Genomic DNA, 20867 nt, shown 5'->3' on the forward strand with positions numbered 1-20867 from the left:
GCATCCGGGCTACGGCGACCCTCTCCCCCGGCCCCTCTCCCGCAAGCGGGAGAGGGGAGACAAGCGGCACTGCAAGCCATTGACGAGCTGTGGTTGCCGCTTGCGGGAGAGGGGGCTTTTGCCTTAGTTCGACTTCACCGGGGTATCGGCTTTTTTGTCGTTGCCTTCGATGAAGGGGCTCCACGGCTGGGCGCGAACCGGGCCGTCGGTTTCCCAGACCACGGAGAACTGACCGTCTTCCTGGATTTCGCCGATCATCACCGGCTTGTGCAGGTGGTGGTTCTTCTCGTCCATCTTCAGGGTGAAGCCGCTCGGCGCTGCGAATTCCTGGCCGGCCATGGCTTCACGCACCTTGTCGACGTCGGTGGTGCCAGCCTTCTCGACGGCCTGCGCCCACATGTGGATACCCACGTAGGTAGCTTCCATCGGATCGTTGGTCACCACGGTGTCGGCGTTCGGCAGCTTCTTGGCCTTGGCGTAGGCTTTCCAGTCGGCAACGAACTTCTCGTTGACCGGGTTTTCCACGGACTGGAAGTAGTTCCAGGCCGCCAGGTGGCCGACCAGCGGCTTGGTGTCGATGCCGCGCAGTTCTTCTTCACCCACGGAGAAGGCCACAACCGGCACTTCGGTGGCTTCCAGACCCTGGTTGGCCAGTTCCTTGTAGAACGGCACGTTGGAGTCGCCGTTCACAGTGGAAACCACGGCAGTCTTGCCGCCAGCTGAGAACTTCTTGATGTTGGCGACGATGGTTTGATAGTCGCTATGACCGAAGGGGGTGTAGACCTCTTCGATGTCCTTGTCGGCGATGCCCTTGCTGTTGAGGAAGGCGCGCAGGATCTTGTTGGTGGTGCGCGGGTAGACGTAGTCGGTGCCGAGCAGGAAGAAGCGCTTGGCGGCGCCGCCGTCTTCGCTGAGCAGGTATTCCACCGCCGGGATGGCCTGCTGGTTTGGCGCTGCACCGGTGTAGAAGACGTTCGGCGACATCTCTTCGCCTTCGTACTGCACCGGGTAGAACAGCAGGCCGTTGAGCTCTTCATAGACCGGCAGCACGGATTTGCGCGATACCGAGGTCCAGCAGCCGAAGGTCACCGCGACCTTGTCCTGGGTCAGCAACTGGCGGCCACGCTCGGCAAACAGCGGCCAGTTCGACGCCGGGTCGACCACTACCGCTTCGAGCTGCTTGCCGAGTACACCGCCCTTGGCGTTGATCTCGTCGATGGTCATCAGCGCCATGTCTTTGAGCGAGGTTTCGGAAATGGCCATGGTGCCGGACAGCGAGTGCAGGACGCCGACCTTGATGGTCTCGGCGGCCTGGATGGACCAGCTCAGGCCCATGGCGGCGATGGAAGCGGAAAGGGTAAAGGCCTTGATCAGGCTGCGACGTTGCATGGTGCGATCTCCATTCACAATCGTGATTAAGTGGACAGCGTTTTTATTGGTGGCAGTGATTCAAAGGTCATACCGTCACCCTTGCGCCGGCAGTGCCCGTTGCCGGGCGCTGTGCAGCATGTGCAGGGTGATCTTGCGCACTTCCGCTTTGCTGACCTCTATATGGGTCTTGAGCAATAGCTGTGCCTCTTCGCAGCGACGCGACAGGATCGCGCCGAGGATGCGAGCGTGTTCCTCGTAGGTGAGCTCCACGCGCGGCCCCTGGGTGAAGTCCAGGCGCCTGATAATTCGGATCTTTTCGCTGACTTCGGCGTGCAGGCGGGCCATCTCGCGATTGCCGGCGGCTTCCACCAACTGGCAGTGAAAACGTTCATCCAGACGCGAGACTTCGCGGCCGTCCTGCAGGCGCTGCTCGGGTTGCACCATCCAGGTGCAACGCAACTGTTCCAGTGCATCCGGCAGCTCGCCATTGGGGCGTTCGCACAGGCGCTTGACTGCCTCCAGTTCGAGGACGATGCGCACCTCGTACAGCTCCTCGAAGTGGGCGAAATCGAACGGCTTGACCTGCCAGCCGCTGCGGAAATACACCTCCAGATAGCCCTCGCGCTCCAGGCGATACAGCGCCTGGCGCACCGGCGTGCGGCTGGCGGCCATGCGCTCGGCGATCTCGCCTTCGCTGAAGCGATCACCGGGCAGCAGGCGAAACTCGAAGATGTCGTCCTTGAGCTGCAGGTAGATGCGCTCGGCGAGATTCTCCGGGCGCTCCTTGCCGCGCTTGGCTGGGCTGACCAGTTGCATCTCAGGCCGCCTCGTTCGGGGTCAGCAGGAGCAGAGCATCGCCCGGCGTTACTGCCTTGCCGGGGGCGCAGCGCAGCGACTTGACCGTGCCGGCCACCGGCGCAGTCACCGCCAGTTCCATCTTCATCGCCTCGACTACCAGCAGCGGCGTGCCGGCCTCCACATGCTGGCCGGGCTCTACCAGCACCTTCCACACGCTGCCGCTCATCTCGGCGGCGACCAGATGGCCGTCCACATCGGCGTCGTCATCAGCCATGGCGCTCAGTGCCTGTGCGGCGCTCGGATCATCGTCCTTCCACAGCTCGACTTCGGCGTCGAAGGCGGCTTTCTGCTGGCGCTGGAAGGCTTCGATATCAGCGGCGTTGTCCGCGATAAAGCGGTTGTGGGCGGCAAAGTCGAACTCGCTTTGCTCGATGCGAATCTGCGCGCGGCCCTCGCGGAAGGCTTCGCGGAACTCATCCAGCTCGGCCTCGCTGACCGGGTAGAAACGTACCTGATCGAAGAAGCGCAGCAGCCAGGGCTGGCCATTTTCGAACTGGGCGTTCTTCACGTACTTGTTCCAGATCGGCAGGGTGCGACCGACCAGTTGATAACCGCCGGGCGAGTCCATGCCGTAGATGCACATGTACATGCCGCCGATGCCCACGGTGCCCTCGGCGGTGAAGGTGCGCGCCGGGTTGTACTTGGAGCTGAGCAGGCGATGGCGCGGGTCCAGCGGCACGGCGCAGGGCGCGTCGAGGTAGACGTCGCCGAGGCCGAGGATCAGGTAGCTGGCGTCGAACAGGATGTCGCGCACTTCCTCGCGGCTTTCCAGGCCATTGGCGCGCTGGATGAAGTCGACGTTGTTCGGCAGCCAGGGCGCCTCGCTGCGCACGGTTTCGCGGTAGCGCTCGACGGCGGCCAGCGTTGCGCTGTCCTCGAAGGCCATGGGCAGATGGACGATGCGGGTCGGTACCTTGAGCTCGGCGACATCACCGAGCTGGCGCTCCAGACGCAGCAGGTGTTCGAGCAGGGTGCGCTGGTGCAGCACGCGGCTGTCATAGCGCAGTTGCAGTGAACGCACGCCGGGGGCGAGTTCTTCCAGGCCACGCAGCGGCTCGGCCTTGAGCGCTTCCATCAGCAGATGCACGCGCAAGCGCAGGGCCAGATCCAGTACGTTGTCGCCGTACTCCAGCAGGATGTAGGCATCACCAGCCTGGCGATACACCGCACGAGGGCGGCTGCCAGCGGCCGGCAGCTCGGCCAGCACGGTGGCGGAAACGGTGGCGTCCGGTTGCAGCGACGGCGCCGGCAGGGTCACTGCACTGATCGCCGCCAGTGCCTCGATGCTGCCCAGTTGCGCCTGCTCCAGGCTCTGCGCCTGCTGAAAACCGATGGGGTGAAAGCGCAGCTTGTCGCCAGGCTTGACCTGGCCGACCTTCCACAGCTCGGCTTTGGCGATGGTCACCGGGCAGACGAAACCACCGAGGCTGGGGCCGTCCTTGGTCAGGATCACCGGGAAGTCGCCGGTGAAGTTGATCGCACCGATGGCGTATTCGCAGTCATGCACGTTGGATGGGTGCAGGCCGGCTTCGCCGCCGTCGGCCCGCGCCCAGCTCGGTTTCGGGCCGCTAAGCCGAACGCCGAGACGGTTGGAGTTGTAATGCACCTCCCACTCGGCGGCGAAGAATTCCTCGATGGCTTCAGTGGTGAAGAAGTCCGGCGCGCCATGCGGGCCATAGAGCACGCCGATGTTCCAGATGGTGCCGTAGCTGGGGATCAGACTCGGGTGCGCCGCCTGTGGCGGGGCGACCGGTGCTGGCGTGGTGCAGGCCGGCAACTCGGGCTGGGAGATGGCCAACATGTCGGCGGTACGCAGGGTGCGCCCGGCATGCCCGCCGAACTGGCCAAGGGCGAAGGTGGAGCGGCTGCCCAGATACAGCGGCACGTCCAGTCCATTGCGCACGGCCAGATAAGTGCGGCAGCCGCTGAGCGCGCGGCCCAGCTTGAGCACCTGGCCAGCCTTGACCTCGATTGGCTGCCAGTAGGCCACCGGCGCATCGTCCAAGGTGGCCGGGCAGTCGGCGCCGGTCAGGGCTATCAGTGCATCGCTGTGAAAGCGCAGCGTCGGGCCTTGCAGGGTAAATTCCAGGCCGGCGGCCTCGGCCGCGTTACCGACGATACGGTTGGCCAGGCGGAAGGCGAAGTCATCCATCGGCCCGGATGGCGGCACGCCGATATCCCAGTAGCCGAGACGGCCCGGATAGTCCTGCACGCTGGAGTAGGTGCCGGGCTCCAGCACTTCGATGACGCTGGCCTTGAAGGTGAAGCTGTCGAGCAGACGCGTCCACACTTCACCCTTGGCGAAACGCTCGTCGGCCACCACCTGGCGCAGGTAATCGAGGTTGCTGGCAATGCCGTGCAGGCGGGTTTCGCCCAGGGCTTTCTGCAGCTTGGAGATGGCCTCAGCGCGAGTGCCCGCATGCACGATCAGCTTGGCGATCATCGGGTCATAGAAGGCCGAAACCTCGCTGCCGGTGCTGACCCAGCCGTCGACGCGCACGTCGTCCGGGAAGTGCACGTCGGTGAGCACGCCCGGGCTGGGCTGGAAGTTTTTCAGCGGGTCTTCGGCGTAGATCCGTACTTCGATTGCGGCGCCTTGCGGGGCGCGGTCGAGCGCGGGCCAATCGAGCGCATCGCCTGCGGCCACGCGCAGCATGCACTCGATCAGATCCAGGCCGGTGACCATCTCGGTGACCGGGTGCTCGACCTGCAGGCGGGTGTTCACTTCGAGGAAGTAGAAGTCGTCGCGAGCGGCGTCGTAGATGAATTCCACGGTGCCGGCGCTGCGGTAGCTGACCGACTCACCAAGCTGTACGGCAGCGGCATGCAAACGCTCGCGGGTGGCCTGCGGCAGGTTCGGTGCCGGGGTTTCCTCGACCACCTTTTGGTTGCGCCGCTGCAGCGAGCAGTCGCGCTCGCCGAGGGCGGCGACGCGGCCATGGCCGTCGCCGAAAATCTGTACCTCGACATGTCGCGCCTGATCGACGAAACGCTCGAGGAACACCCCGGCATCGCTGAAGAATTGCTCGCCCATGCGCTTGACGCTTTCATAGGCGCTTTCCAGTGCGGCGGCGTCGCTGCAACGGGTCAGACCGATGCCGCCACCGCCTGCGGTGGTCTTGAGCATCACCGGGTAGCCGATGCTGTCAGCGGCGCTCAGCGCTTCTTCCAGGCTTTGCAGCAGGCCGGTACCCGGCGCCATCGGCACCTGGGCCTGGGCGGCCAGTTCACGAGCACGGTGTTTGAGGCCGAACTCACGAATCTGCTCGCCAGTCGGGCCGACGAAGGCAATGCCGGCAGCTTCACAGGCATCGGCGAACTCGGCGCTTTCCGAGAGAAAGCCATAACCGGGGTAGATCGCCTGGGCGCCGGTTTCTTGCGCAGCGGCGAGAATCTTGTCTATACGCAGGTAGCTGTCAGCCGGCTTGTCGCCGCCCAGGGCGATGGCGATATCGGCGTTGCGTACGTGCTGGGCATTGCGGTCGGCATCGGAGTAAACGGCGACGCTTTTGACGCCCAGGCGCTTGAGCGTGCGGATGGCGCGGACGGCGATCTCGCCACGGTTGGCGATCAGTACGGTATGGAACATTGGGCTATCCCTTCCTCAGTTCTTGGCGGCGTGTAGGCTGGCGATATAGGCGCGCCAACCACCAAAGCTGGTGATGTCACGGGCGCCATCCAGCGCGTAGGGCTCGCAGATAAAACCCTTGACCCAGCGGCCGTCGGCCAGCTCCAGGTTGCCGATACCGAGCGGTGGCGGGATCTCGGCGACGAACTCGCCGAAGCGCGCCTGCGGTACGTCCCACAGCTCGACGATGATCTCGGCGCCATCTTCGGCGACCCGCGCCAGACCTGGCTTCGGCGGTACAGTGCCGGGCAGAGCAAAGAGGCGATAGCTGGAAGTGCTGGTGGTCTGCTCCACCAGTACTGCATCACGCGTGGTGAGCTGGAAGTTCAGCGGCATACCGGTGAGGTGTGCGCCGACCACGGCGACACGGATGCAGCCCGGCGCCGGCTTGTCGTTGGCGGCTTGTGCGGGCAGCGGTTTGCCGGTTGCGCCCAGCGGCAGGTCGACAGTCTGCTGCCAGCGCTGGCCGAAGGCTGCCAGTGCCTGGTCATGCCAGGCCGGGGCGAGCAGGGTGATGCCGGCTGGCAGACCGTCGGCGCGCAGCCCTGCCGGCACGGCGAGGGCAGACAGGTCGGCGAGGTTGGTGAAGTTGGTGTAGGTGCCGAACTGGCTGTTGAACAGCACCGGTTCGGCCTCCATCTCGGACAGGGTGCGGATGGTCGGCGAGGTCGGCACCACCATGGCGTCGAAGCCGGCCAGGGCGTCGTTGATCACGCGGCTCAGTTCGGCGCGAATGTACTCGGCCTTGTAGGCGTCGCAGGCGCTGTACTTGTGGCCGTTGTCGACGATGCCGCGCACCACCGGGTTGATGTGTTCGGGGTTCACGCCTTCCACCGCGACGGTGCGTTCGGCGACCCAGGGGCCGTAGTAAAGCTGCTCGGCCAGTTGCTGGAAGGGGGCGAAATCGATCTCCACCAGCTCGGCGCCCAGGTCGCGCAGTTTGCTCAGGGCCGCCTCATAGACGGCCTGGTTCTGGCTGTCGCCGAAGAACTCGGGGTTGGCCGGCACGGCCATGCGCGGCTGGGCCGGCATGCCGACCTTGGTGCTGTTCGGGTTCTTGCGGCTGTAGGCATCGGCGGCGTCATAGCCGCCAGCGATGTTGGCCACGGCCAGGGCATCGCTGACGGTCAGGGCGAACACCGAGATGCAGTCGACCGTGCGGCAGGCCGGCACCAGGCCGGTGTTGGGCAGCCAGCCCTTGGTCGGCTTGAGCCCGACGATATTGTTGAAACCCGCCGGCACGCGGCCCGAACCTGCGGTATCGGTACCCAGCGAGAAGGGCACCAGGCCACGGGCGACCACACTGGCTGAACCGGAGCTGGAACCGCCGCTGACGTAAGCCGGGTTGAAGCTGTTGGGCACCGCGCCGTGAGGCGAACGGGTGCCGACCAGGCCGGTGGCGAACTGGTCGAGGTTGGTCTTGCCAATGAGGATGGCGCCGGCGGCGCGCAGGCGCATGACCACGGTAGCGTCGGCCTGGGCCTGATAGGCGAACTCGGGGCAGGCGGCGGTGGTCGGCCAGCCGGCGGCGTCGATATTGTCCTTGATGGCAAAGGGCACGCCGTACAGCAGCAGCTTGTTCAGATCGCCGGCTGCACCTTCCAGCGCGCTTGCCAGGGCATCGAGCTGGGCATCGAGCTGCGCTTCGCTGGCCAGGGCGATCCAGGCGCTGTCATCAGTGCGCAGTTCCCGGCGCAGGGCATGCAGCAGTTCGGCAGGGGATTGGCCGTCGCGGTAAGCCTGTTGCCACTGCGCGAGGGTGAAAGCGATAGGTGCGTTGGACATGCTTAGAGATTCCATCTTGTATCCAAGTTGGAATCGCTAGAGCAATGAGGATGCCAGGTCTTATAAAGCCTTATTTTTCAGTTGCTTATAAGTTTTATAAGGCGCGAGAAAAGGGCTGGGCTGGTTGCAATGCACCGAGCTAGAGCGTTGTTGCAAGCATATGGTGCAGAAGCAGCGGCGTAGCCCGGATGAAATCCGGGGCAGGTCATACGCTTATCGCGGCGTTAGGGCACCAGGTAATTCTTCACCCCGGTGAAGATGATCTGCGCGGCCAGGGCGCAGACGAACAAGCCCATCAAACGGCTGACGATCTGCAGCCCCTGGTCGCCGAGCAGGCGCTCGAACTGGTTGGACAGGTACAGCACCACGCCCACGGTGAGGCTGGCGAGGAAGATCGCCGCCACGGCCACCAGCTTATCGTCCCAGTGCGGCTGGCTGGCGCCCATCAGCAGCAGGGCGCCGATGGTGCCGGGGCCGACCGTCAGCGGAATGGCCAACGGTACGATGGTCACGTCCTGCTGCACGTTGTCTGTCTGCACCGCCGACTTGCCCTGGGCCATGCCGAGGGCGGAGATGAACAGCACCGAGCCCGCGCCGATACGGAAGGCGTCGATGGTGATGCCGAACAGGGTGAAGATGTGCTTGCCGAACAGGTACAGCAGCACGCTGGCGATCAGCGTGGCCAGCGCCACTTTCCAGGCCAGGCGCTTGCGCTCCTTGAGGGTGTAGCCGCGACTGAGGCCGATAAAGCAGGAGAGGACGAAGAAGGGGCTGTAGAGCACCAGCATCTTCAAGTACAGGCTGAACAACTCGGACATGGGGCGCTCGTTTGAGATGGGGGGACTGAGGTAGGGCGGATCGGAGCGCCGACCGCTCGTAGCGAAGCGAACAGTCCGCCGCTCTTCGTCACAGCGCAAATCCAGCGGCGTACTGCTTCGCGAGTACGCCCTACGATACCTCGCGCTGGCGACGCAGTTCGCGCTCGGCGATCCAGTGCTCGATCAGCTCGCGCAGTTGCGACAGCTCCACCGGCTTGGACATGTGCCCGTCCATGCCGACGGCACGCGCACGTTCCTTGTGTTCGCTGAGTATGTGCGCGGTCAGCGCCACCACCGGCGTGCGCGGGCGCTTCTCGCTCTTTTCCCAGGCACGCAGCTGTTCGGTGGCAGAGAAACCGTCTAGCACCGGCATCTCGCAGTCCATCAGCACCAGGTCGTAGGGCTGTGCCTTCATCGCGCTGAGGGCTTCCTCGCCGTTGCTGGCAGTGTCCGGCTTGAGGTTGAGCTTGCCGAGCATGCCGCGAATCACCTTGGTGGAGATGCTGTTGTCTTCGGCCACCAGGATGCGGAAGTCGGCCGGCACGTTCAGTGGTGTGCTCACCGGCGTCGGTGCGGCTTGGGCGGGGGTGTCGTTGGGGCGCTGGGCCAGCTCGTCGGCCAGGGTGGTCTTGAGTGTGTAGCCGGCCACCGGCTTGGCCAGGATGCGCTTGATCCCGGCGTTACGTGCGATCACCTTGCTCGGCGCGTTGCTGATGCCGGTGAGCATGATGATCAGAATGTCGTGATTGAGGCTCGGGTCTTCCTTGATCTTGGCGGCCAGCTGCATGCCGGTCATGCCGGGCATGTCCTGGTCGAGCAGCACCGCGTCGAAGTATTCACGCATGTGTGCCTTGGTGCGCAGCAGGGCCAGGGCCTCCTTGCCGGAGGGCACGGCGCTGACCTGCATGCCCCAGGCATTGCACTGCTGCATCAGCACCTTGCGGCAGGTGTCGTTGTCGTCCACCACCAGCAGGCGTGCACCCTGCAGCGGGCTGTCCAGGTCGGTTTCCGGCTGTTCCAGGCGGGCGGCGTCCAGCGGCAGGGTCAGCCACAGGGTCGTGCCCTGGTTGCCGCTGCCCTGGATGCCGAACTCGCCGCCCATCAGGCGTACCAGTTGGCGCGCGATGATCAGGCCGAGACGCCCGCCCAGGCGGGTGGCAGAAAGGAAGTCGCGGCTCTGCAGTTCGGCGTTGAGCAGGGCGTCGCGCTCTTCCGCCAGCAGCGGTCGGCCGCTGTCCTGCACGGCGATGCGCAGGCGGTGCTGGCCGTCGCTGCTGTCGAGTGCGGCGACCAGCAGGATCTCGCCCTCGTCGGTCTGCTTGAAGGCATTGTCCAGCAGGCTGAGCAGGGCCTGGCGCAGGCGCGTCGGGTCACCGCTGATCACACGCGGCACCTGCGGCTGGATGAAGCTGATCAGCTCCACGCGCTGTTGTTCGGCCTTGGCGCGGAAAATGTCGAGGCAGTCCTCGATCAGCGCACCGAGATCGAACTGCACGTCGTCCAGCTCGATCTGCCCGGATTCCAGCTTGGAAATGTCGAGGATTTCGTTGATCAGGGTGAGCAGCTCGTTGCCCGAACTGTGGATGGTCTGCACGTAGTCACGCTGCTTGGCCGACAGCGGCGTGCCCAGCAGCAACTCGGTCATGCCCAGTACACCGTTCATCGGTGTGCGGATCTCATGGCTGATCTTGGCCAGGAACTCGGCCTTGGCCTTCAGCTCGGCGCTGCTGGCGGCCAGGGCGGTGCTTTCCTGCAGGGTGTCGCGCTGGATCTGCCGCTGCCGTTCGGTCAGCGACACGCTGAGAATCAGGCCGGCCAGGGTGGCAACGCTGAACACGCCCAGTACCAGCCAGCCCGGATTGAGCTGATCGAAGCCGAGCAGCACCGGCACGAAGAAGCCGAAGCCCAGGTTGAACACCAGCATGCCTATGGTGATCAGGCGTGCCGGCTGATAACCGGCGCGCCAGTGCCGGCTGCTCACCAGCAGTAGATTGATTGCACTCAGGGCCACCAGCAGGTAGACCAGCGAGCTGAACCAGAACAATCCGGTGACGGCGATACACAGGGCGTAGACCAGTATCAGCAGGGCATTGCCCTGCAGCAGGCGGTTGAGTGGGCTGCGCTGCACGGGGGTGCCGTGCATGAAGCTCAGGCCAAAGGCCAAGGCGCTGAAGGCGGCGAACAGCGCGGAGAGGTCGGCGATCAATGACTGGTTGTAGCCCAGGCTGGGTAGCCACTGGGCGAAAATGCCGAGGTTGGCCGACGAGCACACGGCCAAGCCGATGTTCACCCCGGCCAGCCATAGGCCGCTGGCACTGCGGCTGTAGATGAAGCGGATGAGGTTGTACAGGGTCAGCAGCAGCAGAGCACCGAACAGCATGCCGTAGAGATAGGCGGGTTTTTCCAGGCTGACCAGTTCGGCCTGATCCATCACTTTGAACCAGGTCATCAGCGGGTGGTTGGAGGTCAGGCGGACATAGGCGACGCGGGCCTGGCCGTCATTGGGCAACGGCATCAGATAGAAGCGCGACGGCAGCGGTCGCGAATCCAGCGGCATGGCCTCGCCGGTGTGCAGATTCTGCTCCAGCACACCGTCTCTCAGCAGGTAGTAATCGAGGTACTGCACCCGCGGCGAGAATATCCACAACCAGGCGGGTTGCTGCTGCGGTGCGAACTCCGCACGCAGCCAGACAGCGTGATCACTGGGCGGGAAAGTAAAGGACTGTTTGCTGAGGGGTTTGAACTGCTGGCGCTGGGCGCGGACTTCTTCGAGGCCCAGGCGGGCGCTGGCGTCGACCAGATAGGACCAGCTGTGCGCGCTTGGCGGGACCGAGTTCGCACTGGCTGTCAGCGCAAGGCTGAGAAACAGCATGCTGGCGAGTAGTCCGATGGCAATCCTGAGCCGGCGCACGGGCAAAATCCTTCTAAATGAGTGGCCGGATTATAGCCAAGCATCTGCTCGCGGGAACATGGTGCAGCCAGGCATTTTTAAGGCTTTTTGCTGGTAAAAGCCGCCTTTTACCGGGCTGCACCCTGTTTATCAGTCCTCGCCGCGCTCGCGGGCGATGGCCCGATAGCCGATGTCGTTACGGTGGAACATGCCGTTCCAACGAATCTTCTCGGCCAGGCGGTAGGCTTGCTGCTGGGCATCGGCAACGCTGGCGCCGATGGCAGTGGCGCACAGAACGCGACCGCCAGCGGTAACGATCTGGCCGTCCTTCAGTGCGGTACCGGCGTGGAACACCTTGCCGTCGAGCTTGGCGGCTTCATCCAGGCCCTCGATGACGTCACCCTTGGCGTAGTCGCCCGGGTAGCCACCGGCAGCCAGCACCACGCCTACGGTCGGACGCGGATCCCAGGTCGCTTCGACCTTGTCCAGCGCCTTGGCCAGGGCAGCCTCGACCAGCAGCACCAGGGAGCTTTCCAGGCGGCACATGATCGGCTGGGTTTCCGGGTCGCCGAAGCGGCAGTTGAACTCGATGACCTTGGGTTTGCCAGCCTTGTCGATCATCAGACCGGCATAGAGGAAACCGGTGTAGACGTTGCCTTCGCTGGCCATGCCGCGCACGGTCGGGTAGATCACCTCGTCCATCACGCGCTTGTGTACTTCGGCGGTGACTACCGGGGCTGGCGAGTAGGCGCCCATGCCGCCGGTATTCGGGCCGCTGTCGCCGTCGCCGACGCGCTTGTGGTCCTGGCTGGTGGCCATCGGCAGCACGTTCTCGCCGTCGACCATGACGATGAAGCTGGCTTCTTCGCCGTCGAGGAATTCCTCGATCACCACGCGCGAACCGGCTTCACCGAAGGCGTTGCCAGCGAGCATGTCGCGTACCGCGTCTTCGGCTTCCTGCAAGGTCATGGCGACGATCACGCCCTTGCCGGCGGCCAGGCCGTCGGCCTTGATCACGATGGGCGCACCTTTCTCGCGCAGATAGGCCAGCGCCGGCTCGATCTCGGTGAAGTTCTGGTAGTCGGCAGTCGGGATCTTGTGACGCGCCAGGAAATCCTTGGTGAAGGCCTTGGAGCCTTCCAGCTGGGCTGCGGCAGCGGTGGGGCCGAAGATGTCCAGTTTGCGGCTGCGGAACAGATCGACCACGCCTTTGACCAGCGGCGCTTCCGGGCCGACGATGGTCAGTTGCACGTTCTTCTCGGCGAAATCGGCCAGCTCTTCGATGGCCAGCACGTCGATGGCGACGTTCTCACACTTGGCTTCCACCGCAGTGCCGGCGTTGCCCGGGGCGACGAAGACCTTCTCGACGCGTTTGTCCTGCGCCACTTTCCAGGCCAGGGCGTGTTCGCGACCGCCGCTGCCGATGATCAGTACGTTCATGGGGTTCTCCTGAGCGTTCCCGGATTTCATCCGGGCTACGTTCTACAAAATTCGAGGTCGCGATGAAGCCGGTAGATGCTAGGCGCCCCAGGTTTCGACAAGCGCAGTTGCCGACTGGCAATGAGCATTGGCGGAACCTGGGGCAACAACGCAGATGCCGGTTTCAGTGCGGCCGATTTTAGTGCCTAAAGTGGCGCATGCCGGTAAACACCATGGCAATCCCGGCTTCGTCGGCCGCCGCGATCACTTCGTTGTCGCGCATCGAACCACCGGGCTGGATCACTGCGGTGATGCCGGCCTTGGCCGCGTTGTCGATGCCGTCGCGGAAGGGGAAGAAGGCGTCCGAGGCCATGACCGCGCCCTGCACCTGCAGGCCAGCGTGCTCGGCCTTGATCGCGGCGATACGCGCGGAGTTGACGCGGCTCATCTGACCGGCACCGACACCCACGGTCTGACGGTTCTTGGCGTAGACGATGGCGTTGGATTTGACGAACTTGGCCACTTTCCAGGCGAAGATCAGGTCGTGGATTTCCTGCTCGCTCGGCGCGCGCTGGGTGACGATCTTCAGGTCTTCTGCCTTGATCATGCCGATGTCGCGGCTCTGCACCAGCAGACCACCATTGACGCGCTTGAAGTCCCAGCCAGCAGCACGCTCGGCCGGCCAATCGCCGCATTCGAGCAGGCGCACGTTGGCCTTGGCAGCCACCACTTCACGGGCGGCAGTGCTGATTTTCGGGGCGATGATCACTTCGACGAACTGACGCTCGACGATGGCCTTGGCGGTCTCGCCATCCAGCTCGCGGTTGAAGGCGATGATGCCGCCGAATGCCGACTCGGTGTCGGTGGCGTAGGCCAGGTCGTAGGCCTTGCGGATACCGCCTTCGTTTTCCGGTACCACGGCCACGCCGCAGGGGTTGGCGTGCTTGACGATGACGCAGGCCGGCTTGACGAAGCTCTTCACGCATTCCAGCGCGGCGTCGGTGTCGGCGACATTGTTGAACGACAGTTCCTTGCCTTGCAGCTGCACGGCGGTGGAAACGCTGGCTTCGCCCTTCTTCGCTTCGACATAGAACGCCGCACTCTGGTGCGGGTTCTCGCCGTAGCGCATTTCCTGTGCCTTGACGAACTGGCTGTTGAAGGTGCGCGGGAAGGCGCCACGGCCTTCGGTGGACAGGGTGTCCGCCGCCTGGTCGATGGTGCCCAGGTAGTTGGCGATCATGCCGTCGTAGGCAGCGGTGTGTTCGAAGGCCTTCAGCGCCAGGTCGAAACGCTGGGCGTAGCTCAGGCCGCCGGCCTTGAGGGAGGCGACGATGCCGGCGTAGTCGCCGGTGTTGACCACGATGGCGACGTCCTTGTGGTTCTTCGCCGCGCTGCGGACCATGGTCGGGCCGCCGATGTCGATGTTCTCGATGGCGTCGGCCAGGTCGCAATCAGGCTTGGCCACGGTGGCTTCGAAGGGATAGAGGTTGACCGCGACCAGGTCGATCGGCTTGATGCCGTGCTCGTCCATCACTGCGCCGTCGATGGCGCGACGGCCGAGAATGCCGCCGTGGATCTTCGGGTGCAGGGTCTTCACGCGACCGTCCATCATTTCCGGGAAGCCGGTGTAGTCAGCCACTTCCACTGCGGCTACGCCGTTGTCCTTGAGCAGCTTGTAGGTACCGCCGGTGGAGAGAATCTCGACACCGAGGGCGGCCAGTTCGCGAGCGAATTCGAGGACACCGGTCTTGTCGGAAACGCTGATCAGCGCGCGGCGGACGGGCAGAAGGGTGGTCTGGTCGGTCATTTCACTATCCATCAGAGCGGGGATATCAGCAAAAAAGGCGGCTCATGCGGGCCGCCCTTTTCGGGAGTTCAGGGTTACAGCAGGTCGTACTGCTTGAGCTTCTTGCGCAGCGTACCGCGGTTCAGACCGAGCAGTTCGGAGGCCTTGGTCTGGTTACCTTTCACGTAATTCATGACGGTTTCCAGCAGCGGCGCTTCGACTTCGGTGAGCACCAGGTTGTACACGTCGGTGACGTCCGCGCCCTCGAGATGGGCGAAGTAATTGTGCAGCGCCTTCTCCACGGCGCCGCGCAGGGTCTGGCCCTCTTCGCTCGGCGTGTTCAGGTGCTGTTTAAGGCTGGTGTTGTCACTCACGGGTGCAATTCCACTCACTAGGGTCTCTGTCATCAACGTCATGCGGCCACCTCGTTTCCATCGTTGTGCCGTTCGCGGAAGAACGCGCGAACGTGGGCGCACTGTGCGTCCGTACTGTCCAGACGGTTGAATTGGGCGCGAAACTCCCTGGCGCCCGGCAGGGTTGCCAGATACCAGCCGACATGCTTGCGGGCGATACGCGTGCCCATCAATTCGCCATAGAAGGCGTGCAGTGCAGCCAGGTGCTCTAGCAGAATGCGTTCCACTTCGAGCAGGCTCGGTGCCGGCAGGGTTTCGCCGGTACGCAGGTAGTGCTCGATTTCACGGAAGATCCACGGCCGCCCTTGGGCGGCACGACCAATGAGCAGGGCGTCGGCGCCAGTGGCGTCGAGCACGGCCTTGGCCTTCTGTGGAGAGTCGATGTCGCCGTTGGCGAACACCGGAATCGATATCGCCTGCTTGATGGCGGCGATGGTGTCGTACTCGGCTTCGCCGGTATAGAGGTCGGCGCGGGTGCGGCCGTGTACGGACAGTGCGGCAATGCCGGCATCTTCGGCGATTTTCGCCACGGTAATGCCGTTCTTGTTCTGGCGGTCCCAGCCGGTACGAATCTTCAGGGTCACCGGCACGTCCACCGCACCGACCACGGCGTCGAGGATTTCCCGTACCAGCGGCTCGTCACGCAGCAGGGCGGAGCCGGCGGCCTTGTTGCAGACCTTCTTGGCTGGGCAGCCCATGTTGATGTCGATGATCTGCGCGCCCAACTCGACGTTCTTGCGTGCTGCGTCAGCCATCATCTGCGGGTCGCCACCGGCGATCTGTACCGAGCGTGGCTCGGGATCACCGGCGTGCAGCAAACGCAGGCTGGACTTGCGGCTATTCCACAGGCGCACATCGCTGGTGACCATCTCCGAGACCACCAGGCCGGCACCGAGACGGCGGCACAGCTGGCGGAACGGGCGATCGGTGACGCCGGCCATGGGAGCCAGGATCAACCGATTGGGCAATGTGTAAGGGCCAATACGTGGGGCCGACATGGGGCGTCCCTGCTTGTTGTTGCGCAGTTGAGACAAAGGGCGATCAACACCCGCCCTCCACTGTGTCCTCAGGGGAAACTGCGGTGGGTTGGTGCTCGCGAAAGGGTGGGCATGATACCCGCTCTGGATGACCGGATAAAGGTCGTTTTGAACAAATTCTGAACAGCTATGGGCTTATCGCCAGTAGTTAGATGGAAGGTCTGCGACCACGGGTCGCGCCGTCTCCAGACTACTCGGGCGAGTGGAAGCTCAGGCTGTAGTTCACCGCGCGGGTGCCCGGATCAAGGATGTCCAGGGAGATGTGGATGGGCGTCTGCGGTGGCATCTCGCTCTGTCCGGCCAGCTCGCCGGCCAGGTACTCGCTGGGTTTGAAGCGACGACTGGCGACCAGTTGTCCGCCCAGGTCGGCGAAGCGCATCTCCAGCAGCGGGAAGGGCTGGGCGAAGGAGGCGCGGTTGTAGAGGATGGCGTCGACGATCAGTGCGCCGGAGAACTCCGGGTGGCTGCGTACCACCAGGTTGCTGCTGCGAATCTGGCTGATGTCGACTTTCGAGGGCAGGGTGCAGCCGATGTTCGGGCACAGTTGTTCGAACCAGGGGCGATAGCGGTCCTGGCGTGCCAGCTCATCGAAGTTGTAGGCCGCGTATTGTGCCAGCAGGCCGCCAGCCGCCAGCAGATTGAGCAATCCCCAGCCGAACAGGCGACCCCATGACGTGCCCTGTGGCTGGCGCCAGTCGAGTTGCAGGGGTTCGTCGTCCAGTTCGAACAGACGTTCCTCGCGCAGCCCCGGCTCGTTGCGCACTACCTTGGGTTCTTCAGGTGCCGTGCGCAGGTCTTCGTCCTGGTGCTCCGGTTCGGTCTGCTCGTCATCGAGATCACCCAGGCGCGGCTCAACGGAGTCGTCGAGGTCATCGGCGATGGGCTGCTGCTTGCGGGGCGCGGCGGGAGGGGCGAATTCAATGGTCGCTTTGGGCTCAGGTGCGGTGATCGGTTCAGGTTGCTCTTCAGTCGGTTGCAGTTCGAAGCTGTCGCGCTCGCGCTTCACCGGCTCGTCACGCAGCAGGGCTTCGGCCCAGGCTTCGTCATGGGCGTCGTCGGGCTCGTCCGTCGCGCGGCTACCGAAATTCTCGGCATATCGCGGGGCCTGTTCCAGTGCGAGGAACTGCTGCGACAACTGCTGTTCCTGCTCCTCCAGTCTGGCCAGTTCCTCATCGAGGTTGAGGCTGTCCAGGTCGAGGTCGTCATGAATCCACAGGGTATCGTCGGCGGGCTTGGTCGCTGGCGGCTTGGTGCGTGTGTCGGGCTGGGCTGTGGCCGGAGCGCTCACCGTTTTGGCTGCCGCTGGCGCAGGTGCGGCGGCACGCGGGCCGAACAGTTGTTCGGCAGCATTGAACACGTGCAGGCAGGCACCGCAGCGTACTGCGCCATGGGCAGCAGCCAGCTGCGCCTGACTGACGCGGAAGCTGGTACGGCAATTGGGGCACTGGGTGACGTGGCTTTCGCTCATGCGCGGGTCCGGAAAATCCAAGCAGCTAGTCTAACGCAACGACTGCGCGCGGTTCAGCGCTTGACGCCACTGATGCGCACCCAGCCGTCCTTGACGGCCGTTGGGTCGAGGTCGAAGGTACTTGCGTAAGCGGCGCGGACTTCCTCGGCCTGTTCGGCGAGGATACCCGACAGCGCCAAGCGTCCACCGCCTTTGACCAGCGCGGTGATCTGAGGTGCCAAAGAAACCAGCGGGCCGGCGAGAATGTTGGCGACGACCACGTCGGCAGGCTGCTGTGGCAGATCGGCAGGCAGATACACCGGGAAGCGCGCCGGATCGATGCCGTTGCGCGAAGCATTGTCGCGCGAGGCTTCCAGCGCCTGCGGGTCGATATCGGTGCCCGCTGCCTGCGGCGCGCCGAGCAGCAGGGCGGCGATGGCGAGGATGCCCGAGCCGCAACCGAAGTCGAGCACGCTGCAGTTGTCCAGATTCTGGCTATCGAGCCATTCCAGGCACAGTGCGGTGGTCGGGTGGGTGCCGGTGCCGAAGGCCAGGCCCGGATCGAGCAGCAGATTGACCGCGTCCGGCTGCGGCGCGGCGTGCCAGCTCGGCACGATCCACAGGCGTTGGCCAAAGCGCATGGGCTGGAAACCATCCATCCAGCTGCGTTCCCAGTCCTGATCCTCGATGCGCTCGACATGATGCTCCGGCAGTGCGCCGCCACACAGCAGTTGCAGGTGGGCGAGCAGTGCGGTTTCGTCGGTGTCGGCCTCGAACAGGGCCAGCAGGTGGGTGTTCGACCACAGCGGGGTGGTGCCCAGATCCGGCTCGAAGATAGGCTGATCTTCGGCGTCCATGAAGGTTACCGATACGGCGCCGACTTCCAGCAGGGCATCCTCGTAGGTTTCTGCCTGCTCAGGAGTGATGGCGAGACGGACTTGTAACCAGGGCATGGAAAACCTCATGAAGGGCGCGCGTTTGGCCGCGCAGCTTACTTGAAGGGGCGGGCGGCTTGCCAGTTCGGCCGCTGAAACGACAGGGGCCGCCCGAAGGCAGCCCCTGTGATGCAGTGAGTCAGGACTCAGTGCTTGTCCATACCCAGTTTCTTTTCCAGGTAATGGATGTTAACGCCACCTTTGACGAACCCCTTGTCGCGGGTCAGGTCGCGGTGCAGCGGCACGTTGGTCTTGATGCCATCGACCACGATCTCGTCAAGAGCATTGCGCATGCGGGCCATGGCCTCGTCACGGTCCTTGCCGAAGGTGATCAGCTTGCCGATCAGCGAGTCGTAGTGCGGTGGGACGCTGTAGCCGCTGTACAGGTGCGAATCGACGCGCACGCCATTACCGCCCGGAGCATGGAAATGCTTGACCTTGCCGGGGCTGGGCATGAAGTTGTCCGGGTCTTCGGCGTTGATCCGGCACTCGACCGAGTGACCGAGGATCTTCACGTCTTCCTGCTTGATCGACAGCTTGTTGCCAGCGGCGATGCTGAGCATCTCCTTGACGATGTCGATACCAGTGACCATCTCGGTGACCGGGTGCTCCACCTGAACGCGGGTGTTCATCTCGATGAAGTAGAAACGACCGTCTTCATAGAGGAACTCGAAGGTGCCGGCGCCACGGTAGCCGATCTCGACGCAGGCATCGACGCAGCGCTTGAGCACTTCGGCGCGGGCCTTCTCGTCGATCAGCGGGGCCGGAGCCTCTTCGATCACTTTCTGGTGACGGCGCTGCAGCGAGCAGTCACGGTCGTACAGGTGAATCGCGTTGCCCTGGCCGTCGGACAGCACCTGGACTTCGACGTGGCGTGGGTTGCCGAGGAATTTTTCCAGATAGACCATCGGGTTGCCGAACGCTGCACCGGCTTCGGTACGGGTCAGCTTGGCCGATTTGATCAGGTCTTCTTCCTTGTGTACCACGCGCATGCCGCGACCACCGCCGCCGCCAGCGGCCTTGATGATCACCGGGTAGCCCACTTCGCGGGCGATGCGCAGCGCTTCTTCCTCGTCTTCCGGCAGCGGGCCGTCGGAGCCGGGAACCACCGGTACGCCGGTTTTGATCATGGCTTCCTTGGCCGACACCTTGTCGCCCATCAGGCGGATCACGCTCGCGGTCGGGCCAATGAAGGCAAAACCGGAGTTTTCCACCTGTTCGGCGAAGTCGGCGTTCTCGGCGAGAAAGCCGTAGCCCGGGTGGATGCCCGTGGCGCCGGTCAGTTCAGCTGCGCTGATGATCGCCGGGATGTTCAGGTAGGACTGCGCGCCGGCTGCCGGACCAATGCAGACGGACTCGTCGGCCAGGCCCAGGTGCATCAGTTCGCGGTCGGCGGTGGAGTGCACGGCCACCGTCTTGATACCCAGCTCCTTGCAGGCACGCAGGATACGCAGGGCGATCTCGCCACGGTTGGCGATAAGGACTTTTTCCAGCTTCTGCATTGCAGGCTCCCCGGGCATCAAACGATGGTGAACAGGGGCTGGTCGTACTCAACCGGCTGGCCGTTTTCCACCAGGATGGACTCGATCACGCCGCTGGCTTCGGCTTCGATGTGGTTCATCATCTTCATCGCTTCGACGATGCACAGGATGTCACCCTTCTTCACGGTCTGACCGACTTCGACGAAGTTGCCCGAGGTCGGCGAAGCAGCGCGGTAGAAGGTACCGACCATCGGCGAGCGAGCAACGGTGCCGTTCAGTTTCGCGGCGGCAGCCGGGGCGGCTTCAGCGCCCGGAGCAGCTGCAGCGACAGGCGCAGCGACCGGAGCCGGTGCAGGCGCGTACATCGGCTGCGGGGCATAGGCCGGTTGCTTGCTGTGACGGCTGATGCGTACGGACTCTTCGCCCTCTTTGATCTCCAGCTCGTCGATACCGGACTCTTCCAGCAGCTCGATCAGTTTCTTGACTTTACGGATATCCATGAATGGTCAACTCCCAGAGGTGAGGTAGGACTTGTCTACCAGGCTACGCGTCAGGCGCGCCCGGCCAGTTGTTCGAGTGCCGCTTCCAGGGCCAGCCGATAACCGCTGGCGCCAAGGCCGCAGATCACCCCTACTGCAACGTCGGAAAAATAGGAGTGATGGCGGAAAGGTTCACGCTTGTGCACGTTGGACAGGTGCACTTCGATGAATGGGATGCTCACCGCCAGCAATGCGTCACGTAATGCGACGCTTGTATGGGTAAAAGCGGCAGGATTGATCAGGATAAAGTCGACACCTTCACCCTTTGCGGCGTGAATGCGGTCGATCAGTTCGTACTCGGCATTGCTCTGCAGGTACAGCAGATGATGGCCAGCCTCGCGGGCGCGCTGCTCCAGATCCTGATTGATCTCGGCGAGGGTGGTGGCGCCATATTTGTCGGGCTCGCGGGTGCCCAGCAGATTCAGATTGGGGCCGTGCAGCACCAGTAGGGTGGCCATGG

At 63.9% G+C, this 20867-nt stretch carries 15 protein-coding genes; all 15 read right to left on the reverse strand.

The window, feature by feature from the left end; all coding sequences use genetic code 11:
* Positions 1–123 precede the first annotated feature (123 nt).
* A complete protein-coding gene (gene urtA, locus BLS08_RS17150; protein ID WP_017678746.1) occupies positions 124–1389 on the reverse strand; it encodes an urea ABC transporter substrate-binding protein in 1266 nt (421 codons plus the stop codon).
* A 75-nt stretch (positions 1390–1464) separates the two neighbouring features.
* Positions 1465–2187 (reverse strand): GntR family transcriptional regulator, encoded by a 723-nt coding sequence (locus BLS08_RS17155; protein WP_017678747.1) that lies wholly within the window; start codon positions 2185–2187, stop codon positions 1465–1467.
* A 1-nt stretch (position 2188) separates the two neighbouring features.
* Positions 2189–5818, reverse strand: coding sequence for an urea carboxylase (gene uca / locus BLS08_RS17160; protein ID WP_017678748.1), 3630 nt, complete (start codon positions 5816–5818; stop codon positions 2189–2191).
* A 15-nt stretch (positions 5819–5833) separates the two neighbouring features.
* The gene (gene atzF / locus BLS08_RS17165) at positions 5834–7642 is read right to left on the reverse strand and encodes an allophanate hydrolase (RefSeq protein WP_017678749.1); all 1809 of its coding nucleotides are present in this window, start codon (positions 7640–7642) and stop codon (positions 5834–5836) included.
* Between the two features lie 224 nt (positions 7643–7866).
* Positions 7867–8460 carry a MarC family protein gene (locus BLS08_RS17170; protein ID WP_017678750.1) on the reverse strand — a complete coding sequence of 198 codons (594 nt, stop codon included), beginning with the start codon at positions 8458–8460 and terminating at the stop codon, positions 7867–7869.
* A gap of 130 nt (positions 8461–8590) precedes the next feature.
* Positions 8591–11371 carry a hybrid sensor histidine kinase/response regulator gene (locus tag BLS08_RS17175; RefSeq protein ID WP_026088752.1) on the reverse strand — a complete coding sequence of 927 codons (2781 nt, stop codon included), beginning with the start codon at positions 11369–11371 and terminating at the stop codon, positions 8591–8593.
* 129 nt (positions 11372–11500) lie between these two features.
* A complete protein-coding gene (gene purD, locus BLS08_RS17180; protein WP_017678752.1) occupies positions 11501–12790 on the reverse strand; it encodes a phosphoribosylamine--glycine ligase in 1290 nt (429 codons plus the stop codon).
* A 178-nt stretch (positions 12791–12968) separates the two neighbouring features.
* Positions 12969–14576: a bifunctional phosphoribosylaminoimidazolecarboxamide formyltransferase/IMP cyclohydrolase gene (gene purH, locus BLS08_RS17185; protein ID WP_017678753.1), complete on the reverse strand. Its 1608-nt coding sequence runs from the start codon at positions 14574–14576 to the stop codon at positions 12969–12971.
* A 74-nt stretch (positions 14577–14650) separates the two neighbouring features.
* The gene (gene fis, locus BLS08_RS17190; RefSeq protein ID WP_026088753.1) at positions 14651–14971 is read right to left on the reverse strand and encodes a DNA-binding transcriptional regulator Fis; all 321 of its coding nucleotides are present in this window, start codon (positions 14969–14971) and stop codon (positions 14651–14653) included.
* Positions 14968–15966: a tRNA dihydrouridine synthase DusB gene (gene dusB / locus BLS08_RS17195; RefSeq protein ID WP_026088754.1), complete on the reverse strand. Its 999-nt coding sequence runs from the start codon at positions 15964–15966 to the stop codon at positions 14968–14970. Before dusB ends, fis begins: the two co-directional genes overlap by 4 nt.
* A 229-nt stretch (positions 15967–16195) precedes the next feature.
* On the reverse strand, positions 16196–17473 hold the full coding sequence (locus BLS08_RS17200) for a DUF3426 domain-containing protein (RefSeq protein WP_017678756.1): 1278 nt from the start codon (positions 17471–17473) through the stop codon (positions 16196–16198).
* Positions 17474–17526: 53 nt separating this feature from the next.
* Positions 17527–18405, reverse strand: coding sequence for a 50S ribosomal protein L11 methyltransferase (gene prmA, locus BLS08_RS17205; protein ID WP_017678757.1), 879 nt, complete (start codon positions 18403–18405; stop codon positions 17527–17529).
* 128 nt (positions 18406–18533) lie between these two features.
* Complete coding sequence (gene accC / locus BLS08_RS17210) at positions 18534–19889, reverse strand: acetyl-CoA carboxylase biotin carboxylase subunit (RefSeq protein ID WP_017678758.1); 1356 nt, start codon at positions 19887–19889, stop codon at positions 18534–18536.
* 17 nt (positions 19890–19906) lie between these two features.
* The gene (accB, locus tag BLS08_RS17215; RefSeq protein ID WP_017678759.1) at positions 19907–20368 is read right to left on the reverse strand and encodes an acetyl-CoA carboxylase biotin carboxyl carrier protein; all 462 of its coding nucleotides are present in this window, start codon (positions 20366–20368) and stop codon (positions 19907–19909) included.
* 50 nt (positions 20369–20418) lie between these two features.
* Positions 20419–20865: a type II 3-dehydroquinate dehydratase gene (gene aroQ / locus BLS08_RS17220; RefSeq protein WP_017678760.1), complete on the reverse strand. Its 447-nt coding sequence runs from the start codon at positions 20863–20865 to the stop codon at positions 20419–20421.
* Positions 20866–20867: the final 2 nt, after the last annotated feature.

This window comes from Ectopseudomonas chengduensis (assembly GCF_900102635.1).
GTDB lineage: Bacteria > Pseudomonadota > Gammaproteobacteria > Pseudomonadales > Pseudomonadaceae > Aquipseudomonas > Aquipseudomonas chengduensis.